General features: G+C 56.4%; 25 protein-coding genes. 12 read left to right on the plus strand and 13 right to left on the minus strand.

Annotation, left to right across the window (positions count from 1 at the left end):
- Positions 1-31 precede the first annotated feature (31 nt).
- The 4 genes from GOX21_RS01685 to GOX21_RS01700 all read left to right on the plus strand — a co-directional run bounded on the left by GOX21_RS01685 (position 32) and on the right by GOX21_RS01700 (position 3,781).
- On the plus strand, positions 32-1,252 hold the full coding sequence (locus GOX21_RS01685) for an aminopeptidase P family protein (RefSeq protein WP_170375064.1): 1,221 nt from the start codon (positions 32-34) through the stop codon (positions 1,250-1,252).
- A 134-nt stretch (positions 1,253-1,386) separates the two neighbouring features.
- Entirely contained in the window at positions 1,387-2,229 is an 843-nt protein-coding gene (locus GOX21_RS01690; RefSeq protein WP_170375066.1) for a glycosyltransferase family 25 protein, read from the plus strand.
- Positions 2,230-2,357: 128 nt separating this feature from the next.
- A complete protein-coding gene (locus GOX21_RS01695; RefSeq protein ID WP_170348516.1) occupies positions 2,358-2,726 on the plus strand; it encodes a group I truncated hemoglobin in 369 nt (122 codons plus the stop codon).
- On the plus strand, positions 2,723-3,781 hold the full coding sequence (locus GOX21_RS01700) for an adenylate/guanylate cyclase domain-containing protein (RefSeq protein WP_170348517.1): 1,059 nt from the start codon (positions 2,723-2,725) through the stop codon (positions 3,779-3,781). The genes GOX21_RS01695 and GOX21_RS01700 overlap by 4 nt, the downstream gene beginning before the upstream one ends.
- Positions 3,782-3,784: 3 nt before the next feature.
- Here the strand turns inward: GOX21_RS01700 and GOX21_RS01705 are convergent, their stop codons facing one another.
- The 9 genes from GOX21_RS01705 to guaA all read right to left on the minus strand — a co-directional run bounded on the left by GOX21_RS01705 (position 3,785) and on the right by guaA (position 13,692).
- The gene (locus tag GOX21_RS01705; protein ID WP_170348518.1) at positions 3,785-4,399 is read right to left on the minus strand and encodes a TetR/AcrR family transcriptional regulator; all 615 of its coding nucleotides are present in this window, start codon (positions 4,397-4,399) and stop codon (positions 3,785-3,787) included.
- A 75-nt stretch (positions 4,400-4,474) separates the two neighbouring features.
- Positions 4,475-5,344: a polyphosphate kinase 2 gene (gene ppk2 / locus GOX21_RS01710; RefSeq protein WP_170375068.1), complete on the minus strand. Its 870-nt coding sequence runs from the start codon at positions 5,342-5,344 to the stop codon at positions 4,475-4,477.
- A gap of 49 nt (positions 5,345-5,393) precedes the next feature.
- Entirely contained in the window at positions 5,394-6,341 is a 948-nt protein-coding gene (locus GOX21_RS01715; RefSeq protein ID WP_170375070.1) for an alpha/beta fold hydrolase, read from the minus strand.
- A 7-nt stretch (positions 6,342-6,348) separates the two neighbouring features.
- A complete protein-coding gene (gene metA / locus GOX21_RS01720) occupies positions 6,349-7,287 on the minus strand; it encodes a homoserine O-acetyltransferase MetA (protein ID WP_170375071.1) in 939 nt (312 codons plus the stop codon).
- A gap of 39 nt (positions 7,288-7,326) precedes the next feature.
- On the minus strand, positions 7,327-8,199 hold the full coding sequence (locus GOX21_RS01725) for an ATPase (RefSeq protein ID WP_170375073.1): 873 nt from the start codon (positions 8,197-8,199) through the stop codon (positions 7,327-7,329).
- Positions 8,200-8,742: 543 nt separating this feature from the next.
- A complete protein-coding gene (locus tag GOX21_RS01730) occupies positions 8,743-9,633 on the minus strand; it encodes a hypothetical protein (protein ID WP_170375075.1) in 891 nt (296 codons plus the stop codon).
- Positions 9,634-9,876: 243 nt separating this feature from the next.
- The gene (locus GOX21_RS01735; RefSeq protein ID WP_170348524.1) at positions 9,877-11,010 is read right to left on the minus strand and encodes an OmpP1/FadL family transporter; all 1,134 of its coding nucleotides are present in this window, start codon (positions 11,008-11,010) and stop codon (positions 9,877-9,879) included.
- A gap of 121 nt (positions 11,011-11,131) precedes the next feature.
- Positions 11,132-12,037, minus strand: coding sequence for a DMT family transporter (locus GOX21_RS01740; RefSeq protein WP_170375077.1), 906 nt, complete (start codon positions 12,035-12,037; stop codon positions 11,132-11,134).
- Positions 12,038-12,132: 95 nt separating this feature from the next.
- Positions 12,133-13,692 carry a glutamine-hydrolyzing GMP synthase gene (guaA, locus tag GOX21_RS01745; RefSeq protein WP_170375079.1) on the minus strand — a complete coding sequence of 520 codons (1,560 nt, stop codon included), beginning with the start codon at positions 13,690-13,692 and terminating at the stop codon, positions 12,133-12,135.
- Positions 13,693-13,773: 81 nt separating this feature from the next.
- Between guaA and GOX21_RS01750 the strand changes: the two genes are divergently transcribed.
- Both GOX21_RS01750 and GOX21_RS01755 read left to right on the plus strand, forming a co-directional pair.
- Entirely contained in the window at positions 13,774-14,211 is a 438-nt protein-coding gene (locus GOX21_RS01750; RefSeq protein ID WP_170375082.1) for a GNAT family N-acetyltransferase, read from the plus strand.
- A 282-nt stretch (positions 14,212-14,493) separates the two neighbouring features.
- Entirely contained in the window at positions 14,494-16,038 is a 1,545-nt protein-coding gene (locus GOX21_RS01755) for a trimethylamine methyltransferase family protein (RefSeq protein ID WP_170375084.1), read from the plus strand.
- Here the strand turns inward: GOX21_RS01755 and GOX21_RS01760 are convergent, their stop codons facing one another.
- Entirely contained in the window at positions 16,039-16,338 is a 300-nt protein-coding gene (locus GOX21_RS01760) for a DUF6477 family protein (protein ID WP_170375086.1), read from the minus strand.
- 241 nt (positions 16,339-16,579) lie between these two features.
- On the opposite strand from GOX21_RS01760, the gene GOX21_RS01765 reads away from it, so the two are divergent.
- On the plus strand, positions 16,580-17,701 hold the full coding sequence (locus GOX21_RS01765; protein WP_170375088.1) for a DUF6456 domain-containing protein: 1,122 nt from the start codon (positions 16,580-16,582) through the stop codon (positions 17,699-17,701).
- 52 nt (positions 17,702-17,753) lie between these two features.
- Positions 17,754-18,677 (plus strand): hydrogen peroxide-inducible genes activator, encoded by a 924-nt coding sequence (locus tag GOX21_RS01770; RefSeq protein WP_170358212.1) that lies wholly within the window; start codon positions 17,754-17,756, stop codon positions 18,675-18,677.
- A 50-nt stretch (positions 18,678-18,727) separates the two neighbouring features.
- On the opposite strand, the gene GOX21_RS01775 is transcribed toward GOX21_RS01770, so the two are convergent.
- A complete protein-coding gene (locus GOX21_RS01775) occupies positions 18,728-19,276 on the minus strand; it encodes a peroxiredoxin (RefSeq protein WP_170348532.1) in 549 nt (182 codons plus the stop codon).
- Positions 19,277-19,540: 264 nt separating this feature from the next.
- On the opposite strand from GOX21_RS01775, the gene lipA reads away from it, so the two are divergent.
- Both lipA and GOX21_RS01785 read left to right on the plus strand, forming a co-directional pair.
- Positions 19,541-20,491 carry a lipoyl synthase gene (lipA, locus tag GOX21_RS01780; RefSeq protein ID WP_170375090.1) on the plus strand — a complete coding sequence of 317 codons (951 nt, stop codon included), beginning with the start codon at positions 19,541-19,543 and terminating at the stop codon, positions 20,489-20,491.
- Positions 20,488-21,645, plus strand: a complete 1,158-nt coding sequence (locus GOX21_RS01785) for an amidohydrolase (protein WP_170375093.1) — start codon at positions 20,488-20,490, stop codon at positions 21,643-21,645. The genes lipA and GOX21_RS01785 overlap by 4 nt, the downstream gene beginning before the upstream one ends.
- Here the strand turns inward: GOX21_RS01785 and hpt are convergent.
- Positions 21,632-22,174, minus strand: a complete 543-nt coding sequence (gene hpt, locus GOX21_RS01790; RefSeq protein WP_170375095.1) for a hypoxanthine phosphoribosyltransferase — start codon at positions 22,172-22,174, stop codon at positions 21,632-21,634. The genes GOX21_RS01785 and hpt overlap by 14 nt on opposite strands.
- Positions 22,175-22,246: 72 nt before the next feature.
- Between hpt and GOX21_RS01795 the strand changes: the two genes are divergently transcribed.
- Together GOX21_RS01795 and GOX21_RS01800 are read left to right on the plus strand one after the other, a co-directional pair.
- A complete protein-coding gene (locus tag GOX21_RS01795; RefSeq protein ID WP_170375097.1) occupies positions 22,247-22,693 on the plus strand; it encodes a type II toxin-antitoxin system RatA family toxin in 447 nt (148 codons plus the stop codon).
- 37 nt (positions 22,694-22,730) lie between these two features.
- Positions 22,731-24,026, plus strand: coding sequence for an MmgE/PrpD family protein (locus tag GOX21_RS01800; RefSeq protein WP_170375099.1), 1,296 nt, complete (start codon positions 22,731-22,733; stop codon positions 24,024-24,026).
- Here the strand turns inward: GOX21_RS01800 and pyrC are convergent.
- Positions 24,023-25,060 carry a dihydroorotase gene (gene pyrC, locus GOX21_RS01805; protein WP_170375101.1) on the minus strand — a complete coding sequence of 346 codons (1,038 nt, stop codon included), beginning with the start codon at positions 25,058-25,060 and terminating at the stop codon, positions 24,023-24,025. The genes GOX21_RS01800 and pyrC overlap by 4 nt on opposite strands.
- Between the last annotated feature and the right edge of the window lie 68 nt (positions 25,061-25,128).

The raw sequence follows: 25,128 nt of genomic DNA on the forward strand, positions 1-25,128 counted from the left end.
CTTTGCCTGTCCGGCATTGAGGAGAGAGATGATGAAAGACCTGATCAATCGCCCCGAGTTCTTCACCAGCCACAATGGTGACAAGGCGCCGTTGCCGTTTAGCAAGGCAGAATATGACCGACGTCTGGCCAGCCTGCGTGCGACGATGGCGGCGCGTGATATCCCGGCGGTGCTGCTGACGTCGATGCACAACATCGCCTACTACTCGGGCTTTTTGTATTGCGCGTTTGGACGCCCGTATGGCTGCGTTGTCACCCAAGAAAGCTGCACCACGGTTTCGGCGAATATCGACGCTGGCCAGCCTTGGCGGCGCTCGGTCGAAGAGAATGTGATCTATACCGATTGGCAACGGAACAACTATTGGCGTGCGGTGGCCAGCCTGATTGGGTCTGCGGGACGGATCGGTATCGAGGGCGATCACATGACACTGGCGATGCGCGATACGGCGTTGGACATATTGGGCGGGCCAGAGTTAGTGGACATCGCGCCGGATACGATGGCCGCGCGCATGGTAAAATCGGCTGAAGAGATCGAACTGATCAAAGGTGGCGCGCGTACGGCTGATGTCGGTGGCGCGGCCATCCATGCCGCGATCCGCGAAGGCGCGACCGAGATTGAGATCGCCATGGCCGGCCGCGACGCGATGGAGGCTGAGATTGCGCGTGCCTATCCGGATGCAGAATATCGCGACACGTGGGTTTGGTTCCAGTCCGGTCTGAATACCGATGGGGCGCATAACCCGGTCACAAAACGGGCGCTGCAAAAGGGCGATATCCTGTCGCTGAACACGTTCCCGATGATCTCGGGCTATTACACTGCGCTGGAACGCACCTTGTTTCTGGGTGAACCCGACCCCGAAAGCCTGCGCATCTGGAAGGCGAATGTCGCTGCGCATGAGTTGGGCCTGGGCCTGATCAAACCTGGCGCGACCTGCTCTGGAATCTGTGAAGAGATCAACCGGTTCTTCGCTGACGAAGGTTTGCTGCAATACCGCTCGTTCGGCTATGGTCATTCCTTCGGCATTCTCAGCCACTATTACGGTCGCGAGGCTGGGCTTGAGCTGCGCGAAGACATCGACACTGTGCTGGAGCCCGGTATGGTCGTATCCATTGAACCGATGCTGTGGATCCCCGAAGGCCAGAAAGGCGCAGGCGGGTATCGCGAGCATGACATCCTTGTGGTCGAGGATTCTGGAGCCGAAAACATCACCGGCTTCCCCTATGGCCCCGAACACAACACGATCAGCACCTGATCGGATCGGCAGGAAGGGCGATCTGCCTTTCCTGCCTCACGTTGACGGCAATGGTCAGCGTGGTCATGCCCAGGTGGGGTTGATTGTCCGGCTCAGCGGTGTGTATCTGACGACAGTGTTTGAAAGGATGCGCCGTGGGACATTACGAACTGCCATCGGGAGCTGCTGCCTATTTTATTAACCTGGATCGGGTGCCCGAGCGGGCCGAGTTCATGGAAGGTCAGTTCGCCGACACAGGATTGCGTGGCGCACAGCGGTTCAGCGCAGTGGACGGTCAGCAACCCGGCGCACTGGATGACAATTGCTACGTTCCCGGCGCCGGTACCCGATGGGGGCTGACACAAAGCGAAATCGCCTGCTTTGAAAGCCACCGCGCCGTTTGGCGGGTTGCTGTGGATCAGAACCTGAGCAAGGTTGCGATTTTTGAGGATGACGTTGAAATGTCGGCTCAGGCCGGGGCCGCCATCGCGGCTTTGCTGGCGGATGATGCGGGTTTTGATCTGATCAAGCTGGATTATTCGCCACGTTCCATGCGGTTTGGGCCGCTTGAGTCGATTGCAGACGTTCCAGTTCGCCCAATGTTGGAAATGGCCCCCAGTTCTGCTGCCTACATTCTGACGCAAGCGGCTTGTCGCAAACTGCTGTCCTGGTCTGAGGAGTATTCGGACCATCTGGACGACTTTATCTCGCTCCCACGTCCCGACTGGCGCATGTGTCAGTGTTTTCCGGCCGTAGGGGTGCAGATGATGTGGTCCAAGCAGCAGGAACAGACTGCCGAACCCGTCAAGGTTAGCGAGCGGTCGCAGGATCAGAAAACCAACAGCGGGTTGGACAAGGGGCCATTGGGGTTCCGTATACGCCGCGAGCTGCAAGCCGCGCGGCGCAAACTGTATTGGCGCGCAGGCGGGCAGGACAGGTTGTTGGCACAGGGTGGGTTTGCGGGCTTTATTCCCTGCGCCGAAGACCTAAACGTCTAACTTGTCACATAGGCCGCCTAAAGGGCGTTCGTGACCATTGATCTGGTAACCCTCGCATAAGCGTTAACAAAACTGTCAGTTTGATATAAGCTTTCAGTGTTTTTGTGGTTGAAGCTTGGGTGTGCGGTGTGAGTCAGACAATCTATGAAAGATACGGCGGATTCAAAACGATCAGTCGGATCGTTATGACGTTCTATGAAATGGCATTGGACTCCGATCAGATCGGTGGTCATTTCGAAGACATCGACATGCCGCGCCTGATCGATCACCAGACCAAGTTCGTGTCTTCTCTGGTTGGTGGTCCTGCTTCTTTTAGCGATGACAGGATTGAGGCGGTTCATCGACACCTGAATATCTCTCATGCGGATTTTGATGAGATGGCCGAACTATTTGCCGAGGCCCTTTCTATGCACGGTATGGAAGACGGTCACATCAAGATCGCCTTGAACGCCATTGAATCCAAACGCGCAATTATTGTAACCCGTGACGCCGCATGAGTATTTCAGCGATAAACGAACAGTTGCTGCGGGCGATCGGAGTTGGCGTGGCTGTTGTGCGTGCCTCAGACCTGAGTTTTGTGTTTCACAATGGGCCGTTTGCCGAATGGTTTGGGGTTCCGACCGAAGGACAGACCCTGCTGGATTTGCTTCCATCTTTGGATCAGCGTGAATTGGAGGACGTCAAGCAATCGGGGCTTCGCTATACAGTCGAATTGCAGATCAAGCCAAAACGCAGAACGCTGATTTTTGCAACGGCTGTATCGCTCGCGAATGGCTTGTCTGAACAGGTTTTGGTTGTGGAATGCCAGAACATTACTCGCATCCGCGAGCTGGAAAGCATGATCGATAGCTACTCGACAATGGTCGAACGCAACACGCGCGAATTGGAGCGTGAGAAAGAGCGTGTCGAGCGGTTGCTGCTGAACCTTATGCCGCGGGCAGTGTACGAAGAGTTCAAGACCTTCGGTGTCGTTACGCCGCAGCTATATGATCAGGTGTCGGTGGTGATGCTGGATTTCGTGGGCTTTACCGATTTCGCCGCCAAGACCGATCCAACCGTCACGTTAAGCGAGTTGAACGACATCTTCACTGCGTTCGACCGTATCGTCGAACAATTCGGATGCGAGCGGATCAAGACCATCGGTGACGCCTATCTGGCAGTGTCTGGTATGCCTGACGCGACACCGGATCATGCCACGGCCGTGGCACATTGCGCCGTTCGCTTCCTACGGTATCTGGAGCGGCGCAATGAAAGCCATCCGCATAAATGGCAGGCCCGGATTGGCCTTGGCATGGGGGCTGCGGTGGGCTCTGTCGTTGGGATACAGAAATACGTCTATGACGTGTTCGGTCCGGCTGTGAACATTGCTTCGCGCCTGCAAGTCTTTGCAAACCCAATGCATATCGTCGCCCCAGAAGAGATGAAATTTGCCTTGATTGATGAGTTCCAGGTCGCGGATATCGGGCGCGTGGATATCAAAGGCATGGGGGAAATGGAGTTGATTAACGTCACCTCTGGCCTCAGCGCACCACAGCCGCTGAGCAGGTTCTGATCGTCAGTCGTCCTGCGGCACCAACCCCAAACCCCGCAAATAAATGCCGATGCCGGATTCCAGCAAGTCTTCGGGTGAAAATGGGGAACTGGCGCCAGTGTTGCGGGCGTAAAGTTCAACAACGCCGTGGCTCATGGCCCAGATATGGGCGCTGAACATGGATGCGGGCGGGCGCTTTTCCGGTGGAATGTGTTGCGACAGATCAGCCGCTGCTTTCTCCAGTACTGCTTTGGCACGGTTTGCGGCCAAGGATAGTTCAGGTGTTCGATTGATCGAAATCCCGCTTTCGAACATCGCGATGTAATGGCCAGGATGTTTGCGGGCAAATGCCAGATAGGCACGGCCTGTCGCCTCGAACGCGGCGAGCGCTGAGGGCTGGCCCTTGTCATAGGCGTATTGCATCAGATCCGAGAACATCTCGAACCCTTGCCGGGCGGCTTCGGCGATCAGGTCTTCGCGCCCGTGGAAATGCCGGTAAACCGCAGCGGGGGTGACACCGGCGGTTTTCGCCGCTTCGGACAGGGTAAAGCCGGTCGGACCTTTTTCTTCGATCAGAGACAGAGCAGCCTCGATCAAAGCCTGTTTCAGGTTCCCGTGGTGATACCCGCGTTTTGTCATTCCTGCTTCAGGTGCCCTTTTTCAAGTTATAGAATTCATGACATAATTCGCGAAAAGACATTCGTCCACCACCTGTCACGCATCCCAAATCTCTGGCCCGCCACAGATATCGGGGTCATTCGCGCCTATGGCGTCTTCGTCCTTTTCGTCATAGTCCAGCGCGTGCAGAACCGTACGAATAGCAGCCAGCCGCGCGCGTTTCTTGTCGTCGGATCGCACGATGGTCCAGGGGCAGTGTTCCGTGTGGCTGCGCGTCAGGGTTTCTTCGATCGACTGGCTGTATTCATCCCATTTGTTCAGACCCGCGATATCAATCGGGCTGAGTTTCCACTGCTTCAGTGGGTCAGTTTCACGCGCCAGAAAACGGTTGAGCTGTTCTGCTCGCCCGACATTGAGCCAGAATTTAAACAGTTTGATCCCGTCATTCACCAAACCGGTTTCCAACGGCAGGACCTGTCGGAAAAACCGTTCACGTTCTTCTGCTGTGCAAAAGCCAAAGACGTTTTCAACAACACCGCGGTTATACCAGCTGCGGTCAAAGAACACGATCTCACCAGCGGCAGGCAAATGTGCGATATATCGTTGAAAATACCACTGACTGCGCTCAGTGTCCGAGGGTTTGCTTAGCGCAACATTGCGTGCGCCGCGTGGGTTCAGGTTTTCGCGGAACCGCTTGATCGTGCCCCCTTTGCCAGCAGCGTCCCGACCTTCGAAAATAAGCAATATGCGATGGTCGGTTTCCTTGAGCCAGGACTGCATCTTGACCAGTTCGATCTGAAGCATTTCCATCTGTTTTTCGTATTCCTTACGCTTCATTCGTTCGTCGTAAGGGAAGGTGGGGTTCAGGATGTCGCCTTTTTCGGACTTTTCGATGGCCGAACGCACCTCTTTCGGGGCGTCATTCTTAAAGTACTTTTCGATGGAGCCTTTTTCGGAACGGGCCATGTGTTACCTCGCCATAAAATCCATATCCTACTATGGATTAGCGGCGGGCCTAACGCAAACCCGCTCGTTGTGCGGCACGGTCGATGGCGGCAGCAACTTCGGGTGCAGCAACGACCTGTGGCATGTGCCCAATTCCAGGCAGTTCAATCAGTTCCGCTCCGGGGATTTGTTCGATCAGTCGATGTGAATGCCAGCCCAACCCAACGGTATCATCGGCGGTGCCATGGACGATCTCGGTCGGCACGTCTATCTCGCCGTATCGCGGTTGTAGGGCGCGGACTTCTTTCAGCAAATTGGCGCGCTGCTTGGCATTTGCATGCATCGAAGCCCGGCGCATGGTTAGTCCGGGGCCGAAATGGTCGGCATATCCTTCGGGTGCGGTCTGCGGTGCGAACACCTTGTCCAAAGCTTTTTCAACGTACCATTCGGGCACAAAGGCAGTGATCAGGGGCAGGGCGGTGACATTGCCGGTGGGTGTCGCCGCCAATGTGTTGAACCCGTCCAGAGGTGTCTCCCACGGGATGGCGGCAGCTGCGATCAGGACCAGCCCCGAGATATTGTCTGGCCGCGTAACAGCCCAAGCAAGTGAGACGGATCCGCCATAACTTTGCCCTGCGACGATAGGTTTTTCCGCACCCAGTTGCGCGGCAGCCTTTTGCAGGATTTCCGCTTGCTGCTCAATGGTCTCACCGTCCGGATTGAAGCTGGCGCTATATCCCAGACCCGGTCGATCAAACACAATCACACGGTAGTTTTCCGCCAGGATAGGAGCCAAGGCAAAGGTCATGTCGCGCGTGTTGCCGCTGGACCCATGGATCAGCACAACATCCGGGCCTTCACCCATCACCACCGCATGCACTGGGATGCCATTGACTTCGACGATTTGACCTTCGGGGGGGAAGGCGGCTTCGGCACGGGCTTCATTCCGACCAGCGCGCCAGAGTGCGAGGGCCCATAGCAAGACCAGCAAAGTCAAAGCTATGAGGCCGACGCGCATCACCGGATCAGGCCCTCAGATCGGTCTGATCGACACCGATCCGATTGATATCATAGGGCGTTGTCCCATAAATCTCGCTGATCCAGTTGCCATAGAGCAAATGCGCATGGCTGCGCCACCTGTTCTGTGGTGTCTGGCTTGGATCGTCGTCCGGATAGTAATTCATGGGCACGTTGATCGGCGTGCCGTTGGCAACATCGCGGTCGTATTCTTGCTTCAACGTATCGCTGTCATATTCGAAATGGTTGAAGATATAGATGGCACGATGGTTCCGATCTTCGACCAGACAGGGACCAACATCGTCGCTGCCCAGCAGGGTTACCAAACCGTTTGCGGCATCAATCTCATTTTGTTTCATTTCCGTCCAGCGGCTGACCGGAATCACGCAATCATCCGAGAATCCGCGCAGGAACGGCGAGGCCGGATTAAGGTTCGCATGCCGGAAACAACCAAACGCCTTAGCGTCCAACATATGTTTCTTGACGCCATGGAAGTGATTGATCATCGCCATTCCACCCCAGCACACTCCAAAGGTAGAATGCACATTGGTCTGCGTCCATTCGAATACTTCGCGCATTTCGTCCCAATAGGTGACGTTGTCGAATTCCAAATGCTCAATCGGGGCACCGGTGATGATCAGCCCGTCAAATTTCTCGTCCTTCACCTCCTGAAAAGGGCGATAGAATTCGGCCATATGCTCGGCCGCGGTGTTCTTGGTGCGGTGTTCCGTCATCCGGATCAGCGACAAATCGATCTGCAACGGAGTCGCCCCGATCAGGCGGGCAAACTGATTTTCAGTCTGAATCTTCTTGGGCATCAGATTCAGTAACCCGATCCGCAGGGGGCGAATGTCTTGACGCATTGCCTGATCCTCGGCCATGACCGATACGCCCTCTTGGGTGAGAACTTCAAATGCGGGCAGGTCAGAGGGGATCTTGATCGGCATCAGGTACAAGCCTTTGGAGTTACAGTGTAGAGGCGGTAATTAAGCCCGGTTTGCGCGGGTCTCAAGGGTGCGTTCGATCAACTCATCGAAATCAGCGGCATCACGGACCTTGTGCATGTCATCAGCGGTGACTGTTACACCCCAATTGTCCGCCATCGCCTGATAGCGGGGTTGCCGATGCGCCAGCGCCTGCGCGTAAGTCCAGCGGATGAACGCGTCGGGGTCTACATCCTCGGATCGGCAGTTATGCTGGGTCAGATAGTCGTCCCAAACACGGACCAGAAATTCGGGCTGATAAGACATCGGTTTGGGCGCTTTATCAAAGCGGCTGATCAGCTCTGCCGTGTGATCTTCATCCCCTTGAATCCAAATCATCAAGGTTTGGCGAGACAGTTCGGACAACACGTGATCTGTAGAATTTTCCGGGTCTACCCATTCGCAGATCGACCCGCCGGTGTCGCAGATAAAATGCGGGTATTCGTACAGACGTTGTGCCCGGTCGATGAAATACTCGGTATCCAGAAGCGCGTGAATCTCCGCCTGCCGGAATTGTTCCTGCCTGCGTTTGTATTCGGGCAGTTCCAAACCACCTAGCGCCGGATTTCCGGGCTTACCCAAATAGGCGGCGACAGGCGTCAGGTTCTCGAACGAGATATTCGAGCCAATAAAGATCGAATCCGACAACAGCAGTTCGCGCAGAAAGGGGACTTTCATCGCCTCGGCTTTGGCATTGTCAGCGATGTATTCACCCATGTACCGGGTACCGATGCGGTAATCGATCGAATAGTGGAACCAATCGCCCGAGTCGCGCAGCACGTTCGACACATAGGTTTTGCCCAGGCCCGACATGCCAAAGAACAGCACCTTTTTTCGCGCCGCATCGCGCCAATCTTTTGCCGAGCTGTAGATCATTGTCCGCCGTCCTTTTTTCCGACCTTGCTAAAACGGGCAGCGGGTGGCGTCAATCGTGTGTACCCGAACGGATTTGGATCAACGGCCTGATGGCGGCTGCACCGCCTAGTATCTAAGCCCCACTTTTATGGCGAGAGATCAGATCAGGTGTTCATCGTTTAAAAAACAATGCCCCTATGGTGACGCCAAAAATCGTCGTCACTGACTTTAGAGTCCAGGTCAGTACGGTCTAGATATGAAATCGCCCCCGGCCCGCAGGGGAAACGGAGCCGCTTCGTCCAACAGACCCATGACAAAAGAACCATACAAAGGCGCGGACGGCGCAAAAAAGTTAAACGCTGGATTGAGGTAACCAGCCAACGCATCAGCATAGCCCAGAACACGCCAAGCAAAAAAGTTCGCCCAATTCGTTGGGGAAAGGTGTATTAGTACGGCCTTGCCCGTTTTTATTTACCCAAGATTCTACCGACTTGGAAACCGCGCAAAGAAAAACCCTGCCGCACAGGCAGGGTTTTCCAGAGATTTGCAGGTTGTACTAAACCCTCAGAAAGTGGTGTCTTCCAGCGTTGTCAGAGCGTTGTGACGCGGGGCCATCGCCGCACGCGCTACGCTGTTGAGCGGAGTGGAGGAAGTGCGACCGCCAAGAGGGAAGGTCAGACCAAAGCGAAGGGTGTCGATATCGCCGCTTGCACCGCCGACATCGATATCCGTTCTGGCCAACTCCAGAGACACTTGGCCTGGGATCTCGCTGATCTCAAGCAGGTTATAATCCACGCCGATGCCAAGCGTTGTGTAGTCCAAATCAAGATCGCTAAACGACTGATGCACTAGACCTGCATAAGTCCCCCAACCGCTGTTGAACCGATAGTAACCGCCAAGGCCAACACTATATAGGTCAAGGTTTACGCCACCACCTGACACGTCGCTGCGAACATAGTGACCGCCGAATACGGCACTATCCGACGCTTGATAGCGGAATCGTGCGCCGAAATCGGTCCAATCCGTGCCGTTTGGCAGGCTTGGGGAGGTTTCCGATTCGCCGATCCAGGCTTCGAACCCGGCATTTTCAACGACATACCCGCCCGAAATACCGTACGAAGTCACATCGCTGGAAAGGTTGAGCCCCAGACCAGAATCGAAATCGGCATAGTCGAGATAGCCACCCAGAACGCCGCCGTTGTCAAATTGGTAGTTCAATGTCGTGCCCAGATCCCACAGGGAAACATCCCCGGAAATATTGTCGGGATCGGCATTGTAATACTTGGCGTCAAAGCCCCAGTGCAGACCGTTGTCGAAGCTCAAAGTACCGGTGAAATCGCCGGTGAAGGTGCCGAAATCGCCACCGCCGTTGGAAATGGAAGATTGTCCATAGCCCAAGGTGGCAGCACCGTTAAATTCCTGTGCGCCTGCAATAGCCGGGGTCAGTGAAATCATTGCTAATATTGAAATTTTGCCTGGATTCAACAATGTAGTGTCCTCTTTTTTTTTGTTGTGCCGGTCCCCTAGTTGATCCGGCCAGGGACCGACAGAGAGAAAACTAATGTGAGATTGTGAAACCGACGAATTCACGGAAACTGTGGCTTTAACGCAATGAGGTTTCTGGAATTCATATTTTGGATAGCCCGCAAAGAAAAACCCCGCCGGAAGGGCGGGGTTCAACGTTCATTGTTTTATGGATCAGCCCAGCGAGTAAGTGATCTGGAAGCCGACGCTCCAAGCGCTGTTGCCGCTGAATTCTCCTCCGGTGGTGGTAGTGGCGTCTCCAATGTCTGTATACCGGACACCACCGGAAATCTGAGCGCGTTCGAGAGAGTAGGTTCCACCGAGCCCAAGGCTCCAGAACCCATCTGTCGGGCCCAAATTTGTGACTTCGGAACCAGTGGATGTTTCATACCCAGCAGTTACCGCACCCGAAAATTCTTCCGAGAACTGATAGCCGAGCCCCAGCGTATACGTGAACGTATCATCTTCGTAGTCGACGAGGTTATCCCCGACAATGTTGACATAGTTGGGCGGCGCAAAAACAGTTTGCGGCCAGTCCACCCATCGAATTGAACCAAACAGCAATGTTTTGGGGGCTACACCGGTTTGGAAATCCAGATTGATGGATTGAGGTGATTCAATCTCAGACTCGGTTTCCGCTGTGACCAGCACCGCACTAGGCGGGAATACAGGCGGCACGAAGTTGAATGACTCTGTCTGGGAAAAATCGTGTGTGATTTTTGAGTTGTAAGTCAGAGCCACACGTGCGGCAATTTCTGGCTTTTCCCACGCAACGCCGACGACATACCCAAATGCGATGTCAGAATCTGTGTCGACTTCGTACCCCGCAGCGGCGGGCACTGCCACGTTGGCTTTCAAACGTTGCGCGCGCAGACCTCCGATAGCGCTGAAGCCACCGTCGAATTTATACCGAACAAGCGCAGTAATTGCGTCCACATCCGCTTTGGCGCGCAGAACATCCGTGCGCCCACCAAACGGCGTTGTCGGGTTAATCGACAACGGGTAGTTTGACGGATACTCGATATCCGCGCCGAACGGCTCATCATAGACCAGTGCGAAATCCAGTCTGTCTGTAAAAGCATGTTTATAGGCTAAATGCGGTGTGAAGAATGACTCGGCAACATTGCCGGAATCCACGCCATTTTGAGTGCCGCTTACGCTTGGATCAGTATAGCCGAGACGGAATTGTACAACTGATCCCTCTTCGAACAGGATATTGACACCCTGTCCGCTACGATCCAGACCGCCGGCGTAAGCTCCTGTTGTCCCAACGCACACCGCGCACGCCTGTAGAAGCGCTTTTTTCATTCTGTCCTCCCAAAAGGTGTCCTGTTATTCAGACCGGACTATCGAGTGGTGAAGGCCGATCTGTCTTGTGGTGCTCGATACTTTCTTGAGGGTTATATTACCGTCAACTAGTGACGGTGCGTTATTCAGGGTGAGTGTGCCGGGAAACTGTTGCCAAACTGTTACGATTTTCGGCGTGCACGTTCAAAAAGATGCCCGAAAAGATCACGACGGCCCCTAGCAGCGTCCAGTGATCCAGCGGCTCGTGGTACAGAATCATTCCGATCACGGCAATTGTGGGCAGGCGGACAAAATCGAACGGTACAACCACAGTCGCAGGCGCAATAGCCAGAGCGTTGGTGATGCAATAATGCGCCAGTAGTCCTGCCAACCCAATCAATACCAGGAAGGGGATCGTGTTCGCGGTTGGCAGAGCGATCTGCCCATCAATCCCTGCGGCCATCAATCCCAGGACAGCCTGCATGACGGTCAGCCAGAACATGATGCATCCAATGCTGGCAAAACGGGTCAGGGTTTTGGTGGAAATCGTTGTAAATGCGAAGAATACCGCAGACAAAGCAGCAGCCATAATACCAGCGCTCAGAGGCACGGCACCGGGGCGGGTAATAAGCAGGACACCGGCAAAACCAATCAAGGCAGACAGCGCGCGTACAGGTGTTAGCCGTTCCTTCAGCAGCAGCGGAGACAGCAGGATCACCCAGATGGGTTGCGTGAACTCAAGCGCAAAAACCTGTGCCAGAGGAATGACGGTTACCGCGTAGAACCACAAATTCTGACCAATAAAATGCGTCAGGTTTCGGACACCGTGCAGCCCCAGTCTGTATGTCGAGACCTGATCCCATTTGCGCGACAGGGTCAGAATCACCGCTACAACGAGGATGCCGACGAGGCTGCGGTAAAACATGATTTCGAATGTATCATGGGCCACGCTCAATTCGCGACCGGCAACCGCCATCGATGAGAAAGAGGCAATTGCCCCCGTCATCCAAAGCGCGGCTTTTCCGATCTGCGGTCTACTGCTGTCCATTTACCTGCCTGCGGGAATCGCGGAATTCTAATTTAAAACCTATGGGTTTCTTGCAGGACTTAAACAAAAAAGCCGGGTCAAAGCCCGGCTTTTTGTCATTCCCACTCAATCGTTCCCGGAGGTTTCGAGGTGATGTCATAAGTGCATCGGTTGATGCCCTTGACCTCGTTGATGATCCGCGTGGCGGTCTCACCGAGGAATTCGTGGCTGAACGGATAGTAGTCGGCGGTCATGCCATCGACCGAAGTTACAGCGCGCAGCGCACATGCATAATCATATGTGCGCCCGTCACCCATCACACCGACGGTGCGTACCGGAAGGATGGCAACAAAAGCCTGCCAGATATCATCGTACAGACCGTGTTTGCGAATCTGGTCGATATAGATGGCGTCGGCTTCGCGCAGGATTTCCAGTTTTTCACGGGTGATCTCGCCTGGGCAGCGAATCGCCAGACCCGGCCCGGGGAAGGGGTGGCGCCCGATGAAGCTCTGCGGCAGGCCAAGTTCGCGGCCCAGTGCGCGAACCTCGTCTTTGAACAGCTCTCGCAGAGGTTCGACCAGTTTCAGGCCCATCTTTTCAGGCAGGCCTCCGACATTGTGGTGCGATTTGATCGTGACCGAGGGGCCGCCCGAGAACGAAACCGATTCGATCACGTCGGGATAGAGCGTGCCCTGGGCCAGGAATTCGGCCCCTTCGATCGTATCAGCGTGTTTCTGGAACACGTCGATGAACAGCTTTCCGATGATCTTGCGTTTGGTTTCCGGGTCGGATTGGCCGTCCAGCTCTCCCAAAAACAGGTCGCTTTCATCTGCGTGTATCAGCTGAATGTTGTAGTTGTCGCGGAACATACCGACGACTTCTTCGGCCTCGTTCTTGCGCAACAGGCCGTGATCGACAAACACGCAAGTCAGTTGATCACCAATCGCTTCATGGATCAGGATCGCCGCGACCGAGCTGTCGACGCCGCCGGACAGGCCGCAGATGACCTTTTTGTCGCCGACTTGCTTGCGAATCTTTTCGATCATCTGTTCGCGATAGGCACCCATAGTCCAATCGCCGTTGAAGCCAGCCAGTTTTACGAAGTTTTCGTACAGTTTCGCGCCTCTGGGCGTGTGGTGCACCTCGGGGTGGAACTGAACGGCATAGAAATGGCGGTTGGTATCAGCCGTGATCGCATAAGGCGCGTTGGGTGAGGTGCCGAAGACCTCGAACCCGGTGGCGATTTCGCTGACGTGGTCGCCGTGGCTCATCCAGACTTGTTCGTCGCCATCCGCGAACCAGCCGTTCAGAATATCCAGTTGGTTTTTCGGAGTGACAAAGGCGCGACCGAACTCGGCAGTGCCGTGGCCGCTTTCGACCTTGCCGCCAAGCTGATGCATCATGACTTGCTGTCCATAGCAGATGCCAAGGATCGGCACGCCATAGTCAAAAATCTCTTGCGGGGCGCGGGGGGACCCCTCGCGCGTCACGCTGTCCGGCCCACCGGAAAAGATCACGGCCTTGGGCGCCATTTCGCGCACAAAGTCCATCGTGACGTTTTGATAGGGGTGGATTTCACAATAGACATTCAACTCGCGCAGGCGGCGTGCGATCAGCTGCGTCACCTGGCTGCCGAAGTCGATGATCAAAAGGCGGTCATGGGATGTCTGGCTCATGACTGGCTCTTAGGTCGCGCGGCGGTTATGTGCAAGCGTTATGAAGGCGATTTCAGTCAGATGCGGAAGGAGATGGGATCAATGGCCGTCATTCGTTTCACGGATGCAACGCAGGATGACGTCGAGGCGGTCACAGACTGCATCAGGGCGGCTTATGCCAAAGCGCGTAGTTCTATTGATGATCTGCCTGATGTGACGAGTGGTTTGGCGCAAGATATTGCGGAACGTCGCGTGGTCCTGGCCCGCAGCGATGATGGGTTGGCTGGTGTTATTGTGTTTGCGCAACAGGGTGCTGTGATGAAGGTTATCAATCTGGCCGTGTCACCGTCGGCCCAAGGGCAAGGAGTCGCTGGAAAACTGCTGTCCCGCGCCGAGGCTGAAGCGCGCGAGGTTGGCTGCCCCTTTATGGAACTGCGTACCCATCGTCTGATGCAAGATACGAGGGCGATTTACGCGCATCTCGGCTGGATCGAAACTGAAGTGGCCGGGAATTCGGTTGCGATGCGTAAAAACCTTTGAGGTTTGTCAGCCCGTCAATTTAGATTTCTCACAACCATCTTGCGAAATGCGACGTACCCAAATTCTGTCGCGTAAAGGAGTTTTCGCTCAGCTAGCGGTTAGACGGATTTTGCGATTTCGGTTCCATGCTTCTATCATTAGCGTCAGGAATTAGGGGTTCAAACGACATCGAATAGGCGATCATGTCGCTTTTACCCCTATAGCGCCGTAATCCACGTCTGGTGTGATCTGCGGTTCCGGTAACACGATTTGCAACGTGAACATGACTAACGGGATTATCTCATGGCAGAGGCAAACACCCGACGCAGAGCCAGAGGCGGTGGTGGTGCCGCCCGCAGGGCCGAGCGCACCGCAGTTCGAATCGAAACTGCAAAATACATCGAACGGAATATTCCGAATTTCGAGGTCCTCAACGCGGAAGCGTTGGAGATCATTGAAACCAATGCGGAAACCATTCTGGCTGAGGTCGGCGTCAATTTCGTCGACAATCCAGGTGCGTTGCAGCGCTGGAAAGATGCCGGAGCCGATGTCGATGGAGAACGTGTTCGCATCCCGCGTGGTCTGGCGCGCGAGCTGATCAAAACTGCCCCCAGCGAGTTCACACAACACGCGCGCAACCCCAAAAAATCGGTTGTCATCGGGGGGCGCAATCTGGTGCTGGCGCCGGTCTACGGCCCTCCATTCGTGCGTGACGCGCAAGGTGGCCGTCGCTATGCGACCATGGACGATTTCAACAAGTTCGTGAAACTGGCCTATATGTCCAAGTGGTTGCACCACTCGGGCGGGACTGTGTGCGAGCCGACCGACGTGCCGGTGAACAAGCGTCACCTGGACATGCTGATGGCGCATATGACCCTGTCGGACAAGCCGTTCATGGGCTCGGTCACCGACCCCAGCCGGGCGCAGGATTCGGTAGAGATGTGCGAGATCCTGTTCGGCAAAGAGTTCGTGCAGGAAAACACAGTGATGACCTCGCTGACCAACATCAACTCGCCGATGACCTTCGACGACGTGATGATGGGTTCGCTTGAAGTTTACGCGGCTAACAATCAGGCCTGCATTATCTCTCCCTTTATCGTGGGTGGCGCGATGGCACCGGTTTCGGTGGCAGGGACGCTGACGCAGGTTCTGGCCGAAGTTCTGGCCGGTGTCGCGTATAGCCAGATCATCCGTCCGGGTGCCCCGGCAATTTTTGGTGCCTTCGTGTCATCGATTGACATGAACTCGGGCGCGCCGACCTTCGGTACGCCCGAGGCGTCGATGGTCACCTATGGTGCGGGTCAGTTGGCGCGTCGCCTGAACCTGCCGTTCCGCTCGGCCGGGTCGTTCTGTGGCTCGAAACTGCCCGACGCGCAGGCTGCTTACGAAACAGCAAACTCGCTGAACATGGGCCTGATGTCAGGCGTGAACTTCATGCTGCATTCCTGCGGTTGGCTCGAAGGCGGTCTGGTCGCGGATTTCGAGAAGTTCGTCATGGATGCGGATCAACTGGGTGTGCTGCACGGCTTGGCCAAAGGCGTGGCTTACGACGAGAACGCGCAGGCAATGGATGCGATCCGCGAAGTCGGTCCTGGCGGCCACTATCTGGGTTGTGCCCATACGCAGGCAAACTTCAAAGACGCGTTCTGGAAGTCTGAAATGCTGGATTACAAACCGTTCGAAACCTGGGAAGATGAAGGTGGGCGTGACACGCGCCAACTGGCATCTGCCCGAGTCGAGCATCTGCTGGCCAACTACCAGCAACCGCAACTCGACCCGGCAATCAATGCTGCTCTGAACGAGTACGTTGACAAGAAAAAAGCATCCATGCCGGATGCCTTTACCTGATCACTGATATTGCGCGGCGCGGCTGGCCTGAAACAGCTGCGCCTCGCCCAACAACGCGATCAGCAGGTCCAAATGACGGACCAGCGAATAGGCTGCGTCCTCTTCTACGCGCTGCGCGTTAACCTCTCGCTCCATTTCCATCAGCCGCATCAGAGCCGCGCCCGTGCCGGGCAGTGATCCATAGCCAAGGATGCGCTGCAGGTGCCGATCCCGGTCATAGTCCTGCGCCCCGTGTTTCGCGGCTCGTGCCAACAGGCGAGGGCGGCGGAGAGTGGTAATCATGGTCATCAGGTCCTGCATTCCGGGGTTCCCTTGTGTGAGTGAACGTCCCTGAATGTGTGACACAACCTAAGAGGGTGTTGCCTTGATTGGGTTCGCGCCGAACTCTGACTTCATGAGTGTTTATGTTTTTGAATCAAATCTGGTCCTTGTCGCCGCGGGTTAACGAACGAGTAACGAAAGCAACTCTAGTTAGAATTGGTTAACAAATTCATCGGGGGCGATTGAAAACAGATTGTTGTGTCGACGAGGGCAAGTAACTATGGAAAACAACATGGCATTCACCATTCCGGCTTGGGTACCTGAGGGGGCACAACGATACCTTGCCCACACAGAAACCGGACAGTCGATCCGCGATATTGCGCGATCCGCTGGGTGCCATGCTTCGACCATACTCAGACAAATCAGGCGCATCGAAATGCGACGGGACGATCCCTTGGTGGATGCCGCGCTGCAATCTCTGGCGGAAACGCATTTCTCGGATTCAGCCGATGGCACGGGCCCGATCCAATTCGGGGCCTTGGCTGTGACCGAAGAGGAAACCGCCGCCGCCAAGGACGAAGAATTCAACCGCGAGGCACTGCGAATTTTGCGCCGTTTGTGTGAAACGGGGTCAGTGCTTGCGGTGGCTGAGGAAATGGACAAGGCCGTGGTGGTCCGCGACACCGGAGACAGCGGCGCCACACGAACAGCGGTTGTGGATTGCAAGATTGCGCAGGCGCTGGCGCTGAAAGACTGGATTTCCTGCAACAATCCCGGACGGATTTCGCGGTATCGGATTTCTTCGTCGGGCCGCTCGGCACTGAGCCGCCTTATGGCCGAGGCCGAGAACAAAGCGCGTGAGCGTAGTGAATTTGGAATGGCAGATGCACAAGCTCCGTTCCAAGCGCAAATGTCACCTAATCAAAGTGCGACTGCGAAACCCGACCGTCCTCGGCGGATTCGTTATAGTGCAGCGGAAAGTCCCCTGATCGCATTGGCACGTCGGCGAGATCGGGATGGAAAGCCCTTTCTTGATGAAACACTTGTGGCGGCGGGCGAACGCCTGCGTGAGGATTTCGAACTGGCGCAGATTGGCCCTCAGGTCGCACAGAATTGGGACCATTTTCTGACTGCAGGGGGGCGCGGTGGTTTCAACAGTGAAGCCCATGCTGGGCACGGGGCGTCGGACGCACGGGATCGGGTTGAACATGCTTTGTCGGATCTGGGTCCAGGCCTCAGCGATGTTGCTTTGCGCTGCTGTTGCTACCTCGAAGGGCTAGAGCTTGCGGAAAAGCGGATGGGCTGGTCGGCGCGCTCGGGCAAGATCGTGTTGCGGATCGCGTTGCAGAGGCTCAAGCGACATTATGTGGGGCAGTCCGAGCGCAATCGCATGATCGGTTAATGGTGCGATATGTTTTGGTTGCACTTGGGTGGATGGGTGATAATCAAAGGTTATGAATTTTACCCTTAGACAGCTGAAATACTTCAGTGCAGTCGCAGAACAGCGCAATTTCGGTCGGGCCGCCCAGGTGTGCCACGTGTCTCAGCCCGCCTTGTCCGTGCAGATCAAGGCGTTAGAGGACAGTTTGGGCGGTCCGCTTTTCGAACGTCAGGCGCGTGATATTCTGCTGACCCCGCTAGGGCGCGACGTGCTGGATCATGCGCGTCAGGTTCTTGGAGCGGCGGACAGGTTAGATCAGTTTGCCAAGGATCGCTCTGGGGGGCACAGGTCGTTGGCGATCGGGATCATCCCAACGATCGCGCCGTATTTACTGCCGGGTGTGCTGGCTGGGTTGCGATCGTCCGATGTGTCGTTGCGCGTGCAGGTGCGCGAAGCTAGAACTGAGCGTTTGCTGACTATGCTGCGCGCCGGGGAAATCGACGCCGGCGTCATGGCTTTGCCCGCCGGTGGGAGTGAGTTGTTCGAACTGCCTCTGTTTCAGGATCGCTTCCTGTTGGCTGGCAGCTCAGCGCGCTTGAAGGGCATGGTCCCCAACCCCGAAGCATTACGGCCGCTGGACCTGCAGACCGCGCAACTGATGTTGCTTGATGACGGTCACTGTCTGACCGATCAGGCGCTTGAGGTCTGCGGTCGGGATCGAAGCAGCGGCCTGATCAATATGGGTGCGTCATCGCTTGCGACGTTGTCACGATTGGTGGCTGAGGGGTTTGGTCTGACTCTCATGCCCGAACTGGCCGCGCGCGCGGAATCTGACGCCGTTCCCGGATTGAAACTGCTGCGCTTTGGGACGCCGCAACCGGCGCGGACGGTTGGTCTGGTCCGGCGTGCATCGACTGTGGGGGAGGATTGGTTCGACGGTCTGGCTCAGGTCATCCGCCAAGTCGGAGAGGACATCGTCACCGCAACACGCGCCTGAAATGAAAAGACCCGCCATGGGCGGGCCTTTGCTTTGATTTAGCGCGAAGCTTAGGCCAGTGCGGGCTCTTTGGCTTCGTTCAGGTGCTTTTTAAGGTTGTCCGGGGACGACACGCCATAGGGGTCTTCGGGGCAGTTATCCATCAGGCCGGGCTCTTCGAACCATGCCTCAACCACACCGTCATTGACGATGGCGGCATAGCGCCACGAGCGCATGCCGAAACCCAGATTGTCCTTGTCGACCAGCATGCCCATCTTGCGAGTGAACTCTCCAGATCCGTCTGGAATGACCTTGACGTTTTCCAGACCTTGGTCCTGTGCCCATTTGTTCATGACAAAGCTGTCATTCACTGACATGCAATAGATGTCGTCGATGCCTTTTTCCTTGAATTCGGCATAGCCGTTTTCAAACCCGGGCAGTTGGTAGGTCGAACAGGTGGGGGTGAATGCACCGGGCAACGAGAACAGGATCACCCGTTTACCGGCAAAGTAATCTGCAGTGGTTTTGTCTTCCCAACGGAACGGGTTGGGGCCTTCGACAGCCTCGTCACGGACGCGGGTGTGAAAGGTTACGTCAGGCAGTTTAGTACCGGATTTCATGCTCAATTTCCTGTGATTCATCTGTGAACTGCCGAAGATTTAAAACAGTTCTAAATTGGCTTCAACGTGATTGTTGCTGCGAACGCGAATTCTTGTGAAGTCCTCAAAGCGTGCTGTTTTCAATAAATCTTTGTCGGGATTTGCTGGGTGCTCTTCTGCAATTGCATAGTGCGCTGTTATGGCAGCTATGCATGGGTGGCGTAGCTAACCGCTGCAGTTTATATTATGTCGAAGCAAAATGACCCAAAGTCAGGAAAGCAAACCGTGCGTGATCTGAAGATCCCCGAACAACGTCATCCCGAAAAGGCGCATCGTCAGGACAATGCGCAACCGAAAAAGCCGAAGTGGATTCGCGTAAAGGCACCCGGTGGTAAGGGCTATGCCGAAACTCACAAAATCATGCGCGAGAACAATCTGGTTACTGTCTGCGAAGAGGCCGGGTGTCCGAACGTGGGCGAATGCTGGAGCCAGGGCCACGCCACCATGATGATCATGGGCGAGATCTGTACCCGCGGCTGTACATTCTGCAACATTGCAACCGGCCGCCCAGATGATCTGGACGCGTTTGAGCCCGGACGCGTGGCACACGCCGTGCAGAAACTGGGGCTGAACCACGTGGTCATAACGTCCGTAGACCGCGATGACCTGACCGACGGTGGGGCGGAACATTTCGCGCAGACCATTCGCGCCGTACGGCACCGTTCGCCCAAGACAACGATCGAAATTCTGACGCCTGATTTTCTGAAATGTGACCCCTCGGTTCTGGAAGTTGTCGTCGAAGCCAAGCCGGACGTGTTCAACCACAACCTTGAAACCGTCCCGGGTCTGTATCCCGAAGTACGCCCCGGTGCGCGCTATTTCCATTCGCTGCGCCTATTGCAGCGGGTCAAAGAAATGGACCCTTCGATTTTCACTAAATCGGGCATCATGGTCGGTCTGGGGGAAGACGAACAGCAGGTCCGGCAAGTCATGGATGACATGCGCGCCGCTGACATCGATTTCCTGACCATCGGCCAATACCTGCAGCCCACGCCGAAACACCATGGCGTCGACCGCTTTGTCACGCCGGAAGAGTTCGCATCTTATGAGAAAGCAGCCTTTGGCAAGGGCTTCCTGATGGTTTCCGCAACGCCTCTGACCCGGTCGTCTTACCACGCGGGCGACGATTTTGCCCGCCTGCGCGATGCACGCCAGAAGAAGTTAGAGCAAGGGTGACACCTGACACACGCGCGCAGCTTACACGCCTTCGTCACGAACTGCACCAATCTCCGGAACTTTCGGGCCAAGAAGAGTTGACGGCCGCTCGGATCGCGGACGAATTGCGGGCCCGTGGCGCAGATCAGGTTTTGACGGGAATCGGTGGGCACGGCGTGGCGGGTGTGTTCGACAGCGGGCAGGCCGGGCCGACAGTTGCCATTCGATGCGAGCTTGATGGTTTGCCTATTCAAGAGCAGTCCGAAGCAGCCTATGCTTCACGCATTTCGGGCAAGGGGCATCTGTGTGGGCATGACGGGCATATGGTGATGGTTCTGGGTGTCGCAGACCATCTGAACCAGTATCGTCCTCAGCTAGGCCGGGTGGTTTTGATCTTCCAACCCGCTGAAGAAACCGGGCAGGGGGCCATTGCCTACCGGGCCGACCCCAAGTTTTCCGAGATCGCGCCGGATTATGTGTTTTCCCTGCACAATCTGCCGGGGCTACCATTGGGTGATGTGCAGTTGTGCGAAGGACCAGCGAACTGCGCGTCTCGCGGGATGAAGGTTGTTCTGTCGGGCAAGACCTCGCATGCGGCGGCGCCGCAGGATGGCGTTTCTCCGGCTGGGGCGCTGGCCGCGTTGATGCCGCAAATGGCACGGCTGGGAAGTGGCGGTTCGCTGGACGCCGATTTCGCGCTGACGACCGTGACGCATGTCAATCTTGGTGAACCGACCTTTGGCGTGGCGCCGGGCCGGGCTGAGCTGTGGGTGACATTGCGCACCGTCGCTGATGCGCGGATGCAAAGCCTGATCGAAGAGGCCGAGGCGCTGGTTGCGCAAGCGGCGTTGGATCAAGGGCTTAGATACGAGATCACCTATGAAGACGTCTTCGAAGCCTGCGTGAACGCGTCTGACGCCGTCGATATCCTAAGCCGATCTTGCTCTGAAACGGATGTACCTTGTGAAGTGACGGCTTACCCGCAGAAGTTCTCGGAAGATTTTGGGCAGTTCGGCAAAGACGCCAAAGCTGCTATGTTCTGGCTGGGCTCAGGAGTGGGCCACCCACAACTGCACAACCCAGACTACGATTTCCCGGATGCGCTGATCCCGGTCGGTACCGGGATTTTCGTAGCCGCCATTCAACAGGTACTGGGCCCGATCAATCCTCGGTAAAGCGAACCTTGCCGATGAACGGCAGGTTACGATTGCGCTGCGCGTAGTCGATTCCATAACCCACAACAAATTCATCCGGAATTTCGAACCCGATCCAGTCGGATCGGAAATCGACCTCGCGCCGGCTGGGTTTGTCTAGCAGAGCGATAGATCTCAGTCGCGCGGGTTTACGGCTTTGCAGCAAATGGGTGACATGGTTCAGCGTGTGGCCGGTATCGACGATATCCTCGACGACCAGAACGTCGCGCCCTTCGATAGCGCCGCGCAAGTCCTTGAGAATGCGCACTTCCCGGCTGCTCTCCATTGAATCGCCATAGGATGACGCTTCAAGGAAATCCACCTCGATCGGCAGGTCCAGCTCGCGCACTAGGTCGGCAATAAAGACGAAACTACCGCGCAACAGGCCGACCACGACCAGCTTGTCGGTGTCTTTGTATTCAGCGCTGATTTCGCGACACAACTCCTCGATCCGGGCGGCGATGGCCTTCGCCGAGATCATCTCATCTATCACATATGCACGGTCGCTCATCGCTGCCCCCTTGATCTTTGGCGCGCAACATACGAAATCACGCGCCATTGTCACCTGTTAATACTGGACGCCATGCCTACTCATTCGGAAACCCGCCACCTGCCGTATACGGCGCAGCAGATGTACGACCTGATCGCGGACGTGGCGAAGTATCCCGAATTTCTACCCTGGTGTGCCGCGGCCCGTATTCGCCGGACCTATGCCGCGGGCGAGGCGCAGGTGATGGAGGCGGACCTGATCATCTCGTTCAAAGTTTTCCGTGAAAGGTTTGGCAGCCGGGTGACGCTGTTTCCTGATCAGATGAGGATCGACACGGAATACCTGGACGGCCCTTTCAAATACATGAAATCTGATTGGCAGTTCGCAGACGCACCCGAGGGTGGCTGCAACGTGTCCTTCCACGTGGATTTCGAATTCAAGAACGCCATACTGCAAGGCATCATCGGAGTTGTGTTCAACGAGGCGATGCACCGGATCGTACAGGCGTTCGAAACCCGTGCTGCGGATTTGTACGGCTAGGTCTTTACCCGCATACGGCGCACGCTAGACTGCGCCCATGAGCGATTTTTCCACATCACTTGCAGGGTTTGCTGCCGGACCTGTCGAGACGACAATGCAAACGCGAGTCGTCACGTCTTTGTCTGTATTAGACTGGATTGCTGTAGGTCGGGCTGGGGTTGATGAGCCTGTCTCTAAAGCGGTGCGTGACCTTGTGTTAGGCGAAGAGGGCGCCGCGCAGGCGCATCTTTTTGGCGGTAGGGCGGCGCCGTTGCGTGGGGCGGCATTGGTCAATGGCACCGTGTCGCATGCATTGGATTACGATGACACGCACTTTGCCCATATCGGTCACCCTTCTGTTGCGATTCTGCCCGCCGCGCTGGCGCTGAGTGAATGGGATGACCGCATCCTGGTCGATTTCCTTGAGGCCGCGCTGGTGGGGATGGAGGTTTCGATCCGTGTCGGGCTGTGGCTTGGACGGGATCACTATCAGGCGGGGTTTCACCAAACCGCTACGGCAGGCGCGTTCGGTGCGGCCGTTGCGGCAGGGCGCATCCTTGGCTTCGACGCGGATCAGATGCAAAAAACGCTTGGGTTGACGGCCACCCGCGCGGCTGGCCTCAAGACGCAATTCGGAACAATGGGAAAACCCTATAATGCAGGGCTTGCGGCCTCGGCCGGGGTCGAGGCAACGTTGCTGATCGCTAAAGGCTTCACGCCGAACATGAACGCTTTGGAAGGTCAGTATGGGTTTGGTGCGACCCATAGCGGCCAGGCGGATGCGCAAACCGCTTTAGATGGGTTGGGCGATGAATGGCTGTTCGAAACAGTCAGCCATAAGTTCCATGCCTGTTGCCACGGCCTACACGCCGCGCTTGAGGCCGCGCGTGATCTGGATATCGCCGAACCCGAAGTGGCCGAGATCAAGATCAAGACCCACCCGCGCTGGATGAGCGTTTGTAACCAGATGTCTCCGACGACCGGGCTGGGGGCGAAGTTTTCATATCGCACCGTGATTGCCATGCAGGCGCTTGGCCATGATACGGCCTTGCCGGACAGCTATTCGGAAAAGGTCTGTGCTGATCCGCGACTGATATCCTTACGCGACAGGATCGCGGTTGAGGCGGATGAGACCCTGACGGAAACGCAGGCGCATCTGACCCTGCTGCGCCGCGACGGGGCGCGGCTTGAAGCGACGCATGATCTGATGGCACCGATGACCCTGTCTGATCGCGAAGACCGCGTGCGCGGCAAGGCAGGCAAGCTGATCGGTGGCGAAGAGGCGGACGCGATCTGGTCGATGCTGCGCACCGGCGGTCGCGCCCGCGATTTGGCACGGATGCTGGCGGGTTAAACCACGCGCCAGTGCAAAGCGAAGCCCGGCTCAAACACCGTCACGGGGCCGTCCTCGGTCTCGATTTTGTTCGGGTATTCCACGGGGGCGCCTTTGGTCAGGGTAATGGTGTCTTCGTTCACCGGTAGGCGGTAGAACGCAGGCCCGTTGAGCGAGACGAAGCCTTCCAGCTTGTCCAGCGCACCTTGGGATTCGAACATCTCAGCCACCAGCGACATTGTGTTTGTCGCGGTGAAACAGCCGGCACAACCGCAGGCCATTTCCTTGTTGGCATCCGTATGCGGCGCGCTGTCGGTGCCCAGGAAATACCGCGCATCTCCCGAGGTCGCAGCGGCCAGCAGCGCCAGTCGGTGTTCCTCTCGCTTGGCGACAGGCAAGCAGTAGTAGTGCGGTTTGATCCCACCGACCAGAATGTGGTTGCGGTTGATGATCAGGTGGTGCGCCGTGATGGTCGCGCCCAGATCAGCGTCGTTCGATTTCACATAATCCACACCGTCTTTGGTCGTGATGTGTTCCATCACCACGCGCAGTCCGGGTGTCGCCTTGCGGATCGGATCCAGAATACGGTCGATGAACACGGCCTCACGGTCGAAGATGTCGACCTCGGGGTCGGTGACCTCGCCATGGACGCATAAGGGCAGTCCGATCTCGGCCATCTTTTCCAACACCGAGCGGACATTGTCGAAATCCTGCACGCCCGAGGCTGAGTTGGTCGTGGCGCCCGCCGGATACAGTTTGACCGCTTTGACCAACCCGCTGGCATGCGCGGCGGCCACGTCCTCGGCATCGGTGTCTTCGGTCAAATAAAGCGTCATCAGCGGCTCAAAGCTCATGCCATCGGGCAGGGCAGCCAGGATACGGTCGCGATAAGCGGCGGCCTGATCGCCGCGCACGACCGGCGGCACCAAGTTCGGCATGATGATGGCACGGGCAAAATGTCGCGCGGTTTCGGGCAAGACGGCCTGCAGCATAGCGCCGTCGCGCAAGTGCAGATGCCAGTCGTCGGGGCGGCGGATCGTGATGCTATCGGTCATGGCGCACCGGCTAGCACAGAGCCCGCCGCCGGAAAAGACCTTGTCAACGACTCAGATCACCGTATGTC

The organism is Ruegeria atlantica (assembly GCF_013032005.1).
In the GTDB taxonomy this organism is placed as follows: Bacteria; Pseudomonadota; Alphaproteobacteria; order Rhodobacterales; family Rhodobacteraceae; genus Ruegeria; species Ruegeria atlantica_A.

Coding starts and splice junctions, on each gene's coding strand:
- GOX21_RS01685 (WP_170375064.1), top strand. CDS start 32: ATGAAAGACCTGATCAATCGCCCCGAGTTCTTCACCAGCCACAATGGT.
- GOX21_RS01700 (WP_170348517.1), top strand. CDS start 2,723: ATGAGTATTTCAGCGATAAACGAACAGTTGCTGCGGGCGATCGGAGTT.
- GOX21_RS01705 (WP_170348518.1), bottom strand. CDS start 4,399: ATGACAAAACGCGGGTATCACCACGGGAACCTGAAACAGGCTTTGATC.
- ppk2 (WP_170375068.1), bottom strand. CDS start 5,344: ATGGCCCGTTCCGAAAAAGGCTCCATCGAAAAGTACTTTAAGAATGAC.
- GOX21_RS01715 (WP_170375070.1), bottom strand. CDS start 6,341: ATGCGCGTCGGCCTCATAGCTTTGACTTTGCTGGTCTTGCTATGGGCC.
- metA (WP_170375071.1), bottom strand. CDS start 7,287: ATGCCGATCAAGATCCCCTCTGACCTGCCCGCATTTGAAGTTCTCACC.
- GOX21_RS01725 (WP_170375073.1), bottom strand. CDS start 8,199: ATGATCTACAGCTCGGCAAAAGATTGGCGCGATGCGGCGCGAAAAAAG.
- GOX21_RS01730 (WP_170375075.1), bottom strand. CDS start 9,633: ATGATTTCACTGACCCCGGCTATTGCAGGCGCACAGGAATTTAACGGT.
- GOX21_RS01735 (WP_170348524.1), bottom strand. CDS start 11,010: ATGAAAAAAGCGCTTCTACAGGCGTGCGCGGTGTGCGTTGGGACAACA.
- GOX21_RS01740 (WP_170375077.1), bottom strand. CDS start 12,037: ATGGACAGCAGTAGACCGCAGATCGGAAAAGCCGCGCTTTGGATGACG.
- guaA (WP_170375079.1), bottom strand. CDS start 13,692: ATGAGCCAGACATCCCATGACCGCCTTTTGATCATCGACTTCGGCAGC.
- GOX21_RS01750 (WP_170375082.1), top strand. CDS start 13,774: ATGGCCGTCATTCGTTTCACGGATGCAACGCAGGATGACGTCGAGGCG.
- GOX21_RS01755 (WP_170375084.1), top strand. CDS start 14,494: ATGGCAGAGGCAAACACCCGACGCAGAGCCAGAGGCGGTGGTGGTGCC.
- GOX21_RS01760 (WP_170375086.1), bottom strand. CDS start 16,338: ATGCAGGACCTGATGACCATGATTACCACTCTCCGCCGCCCTCGCCTG.
- GOX21_RS01765 (WP_170375088.1), top strand. CDS start 16,580: ATGGAAAACAACATGGCATTCACCATTCCGGCTTGGGTACCTGAGGGG.
- GOX21_RS01770 (WP_170358212.1), top strand. CDS start 17,754: ATGAATTTTACCCTTAGACAGCTGAAATACTTCAGTGCAGTCGCAGAA.
- GOX21_RS01775 (WP_170348532.1), bottom strand. CDS start 19,276: ATGAAATCCGGTACTAAACTGCCTGACGTAACCTTTCACACCCGCGTC.
- hpt (WP_170375095.1), bottom strand. CDS start 22,174: ATGAGCGACCGTGCATATGTGATAGATGAGATGATCTCGGCGAAGGCC.
- GOX21_RS01795 (WP_170375097.1), top strand. CDS start 22,247: ATGCCTACTCATTCGGAAACCCGCCACCTGCCGTATACGGCGCAGCAG.
- GOX21_RS01800 (WP_170375099.1), top strand. CDS start 22,731: ATGAGCGATTTTTCCACATCACTTGCAGGGTTTGCTGCCGGACCTGTC.
- pyrC (WP_170375101.1), bottom strand. CDS start 25,060: ATGACCGATAGCATCACGATCCGCCGCCCCGACGACTGGCATCTGCAC.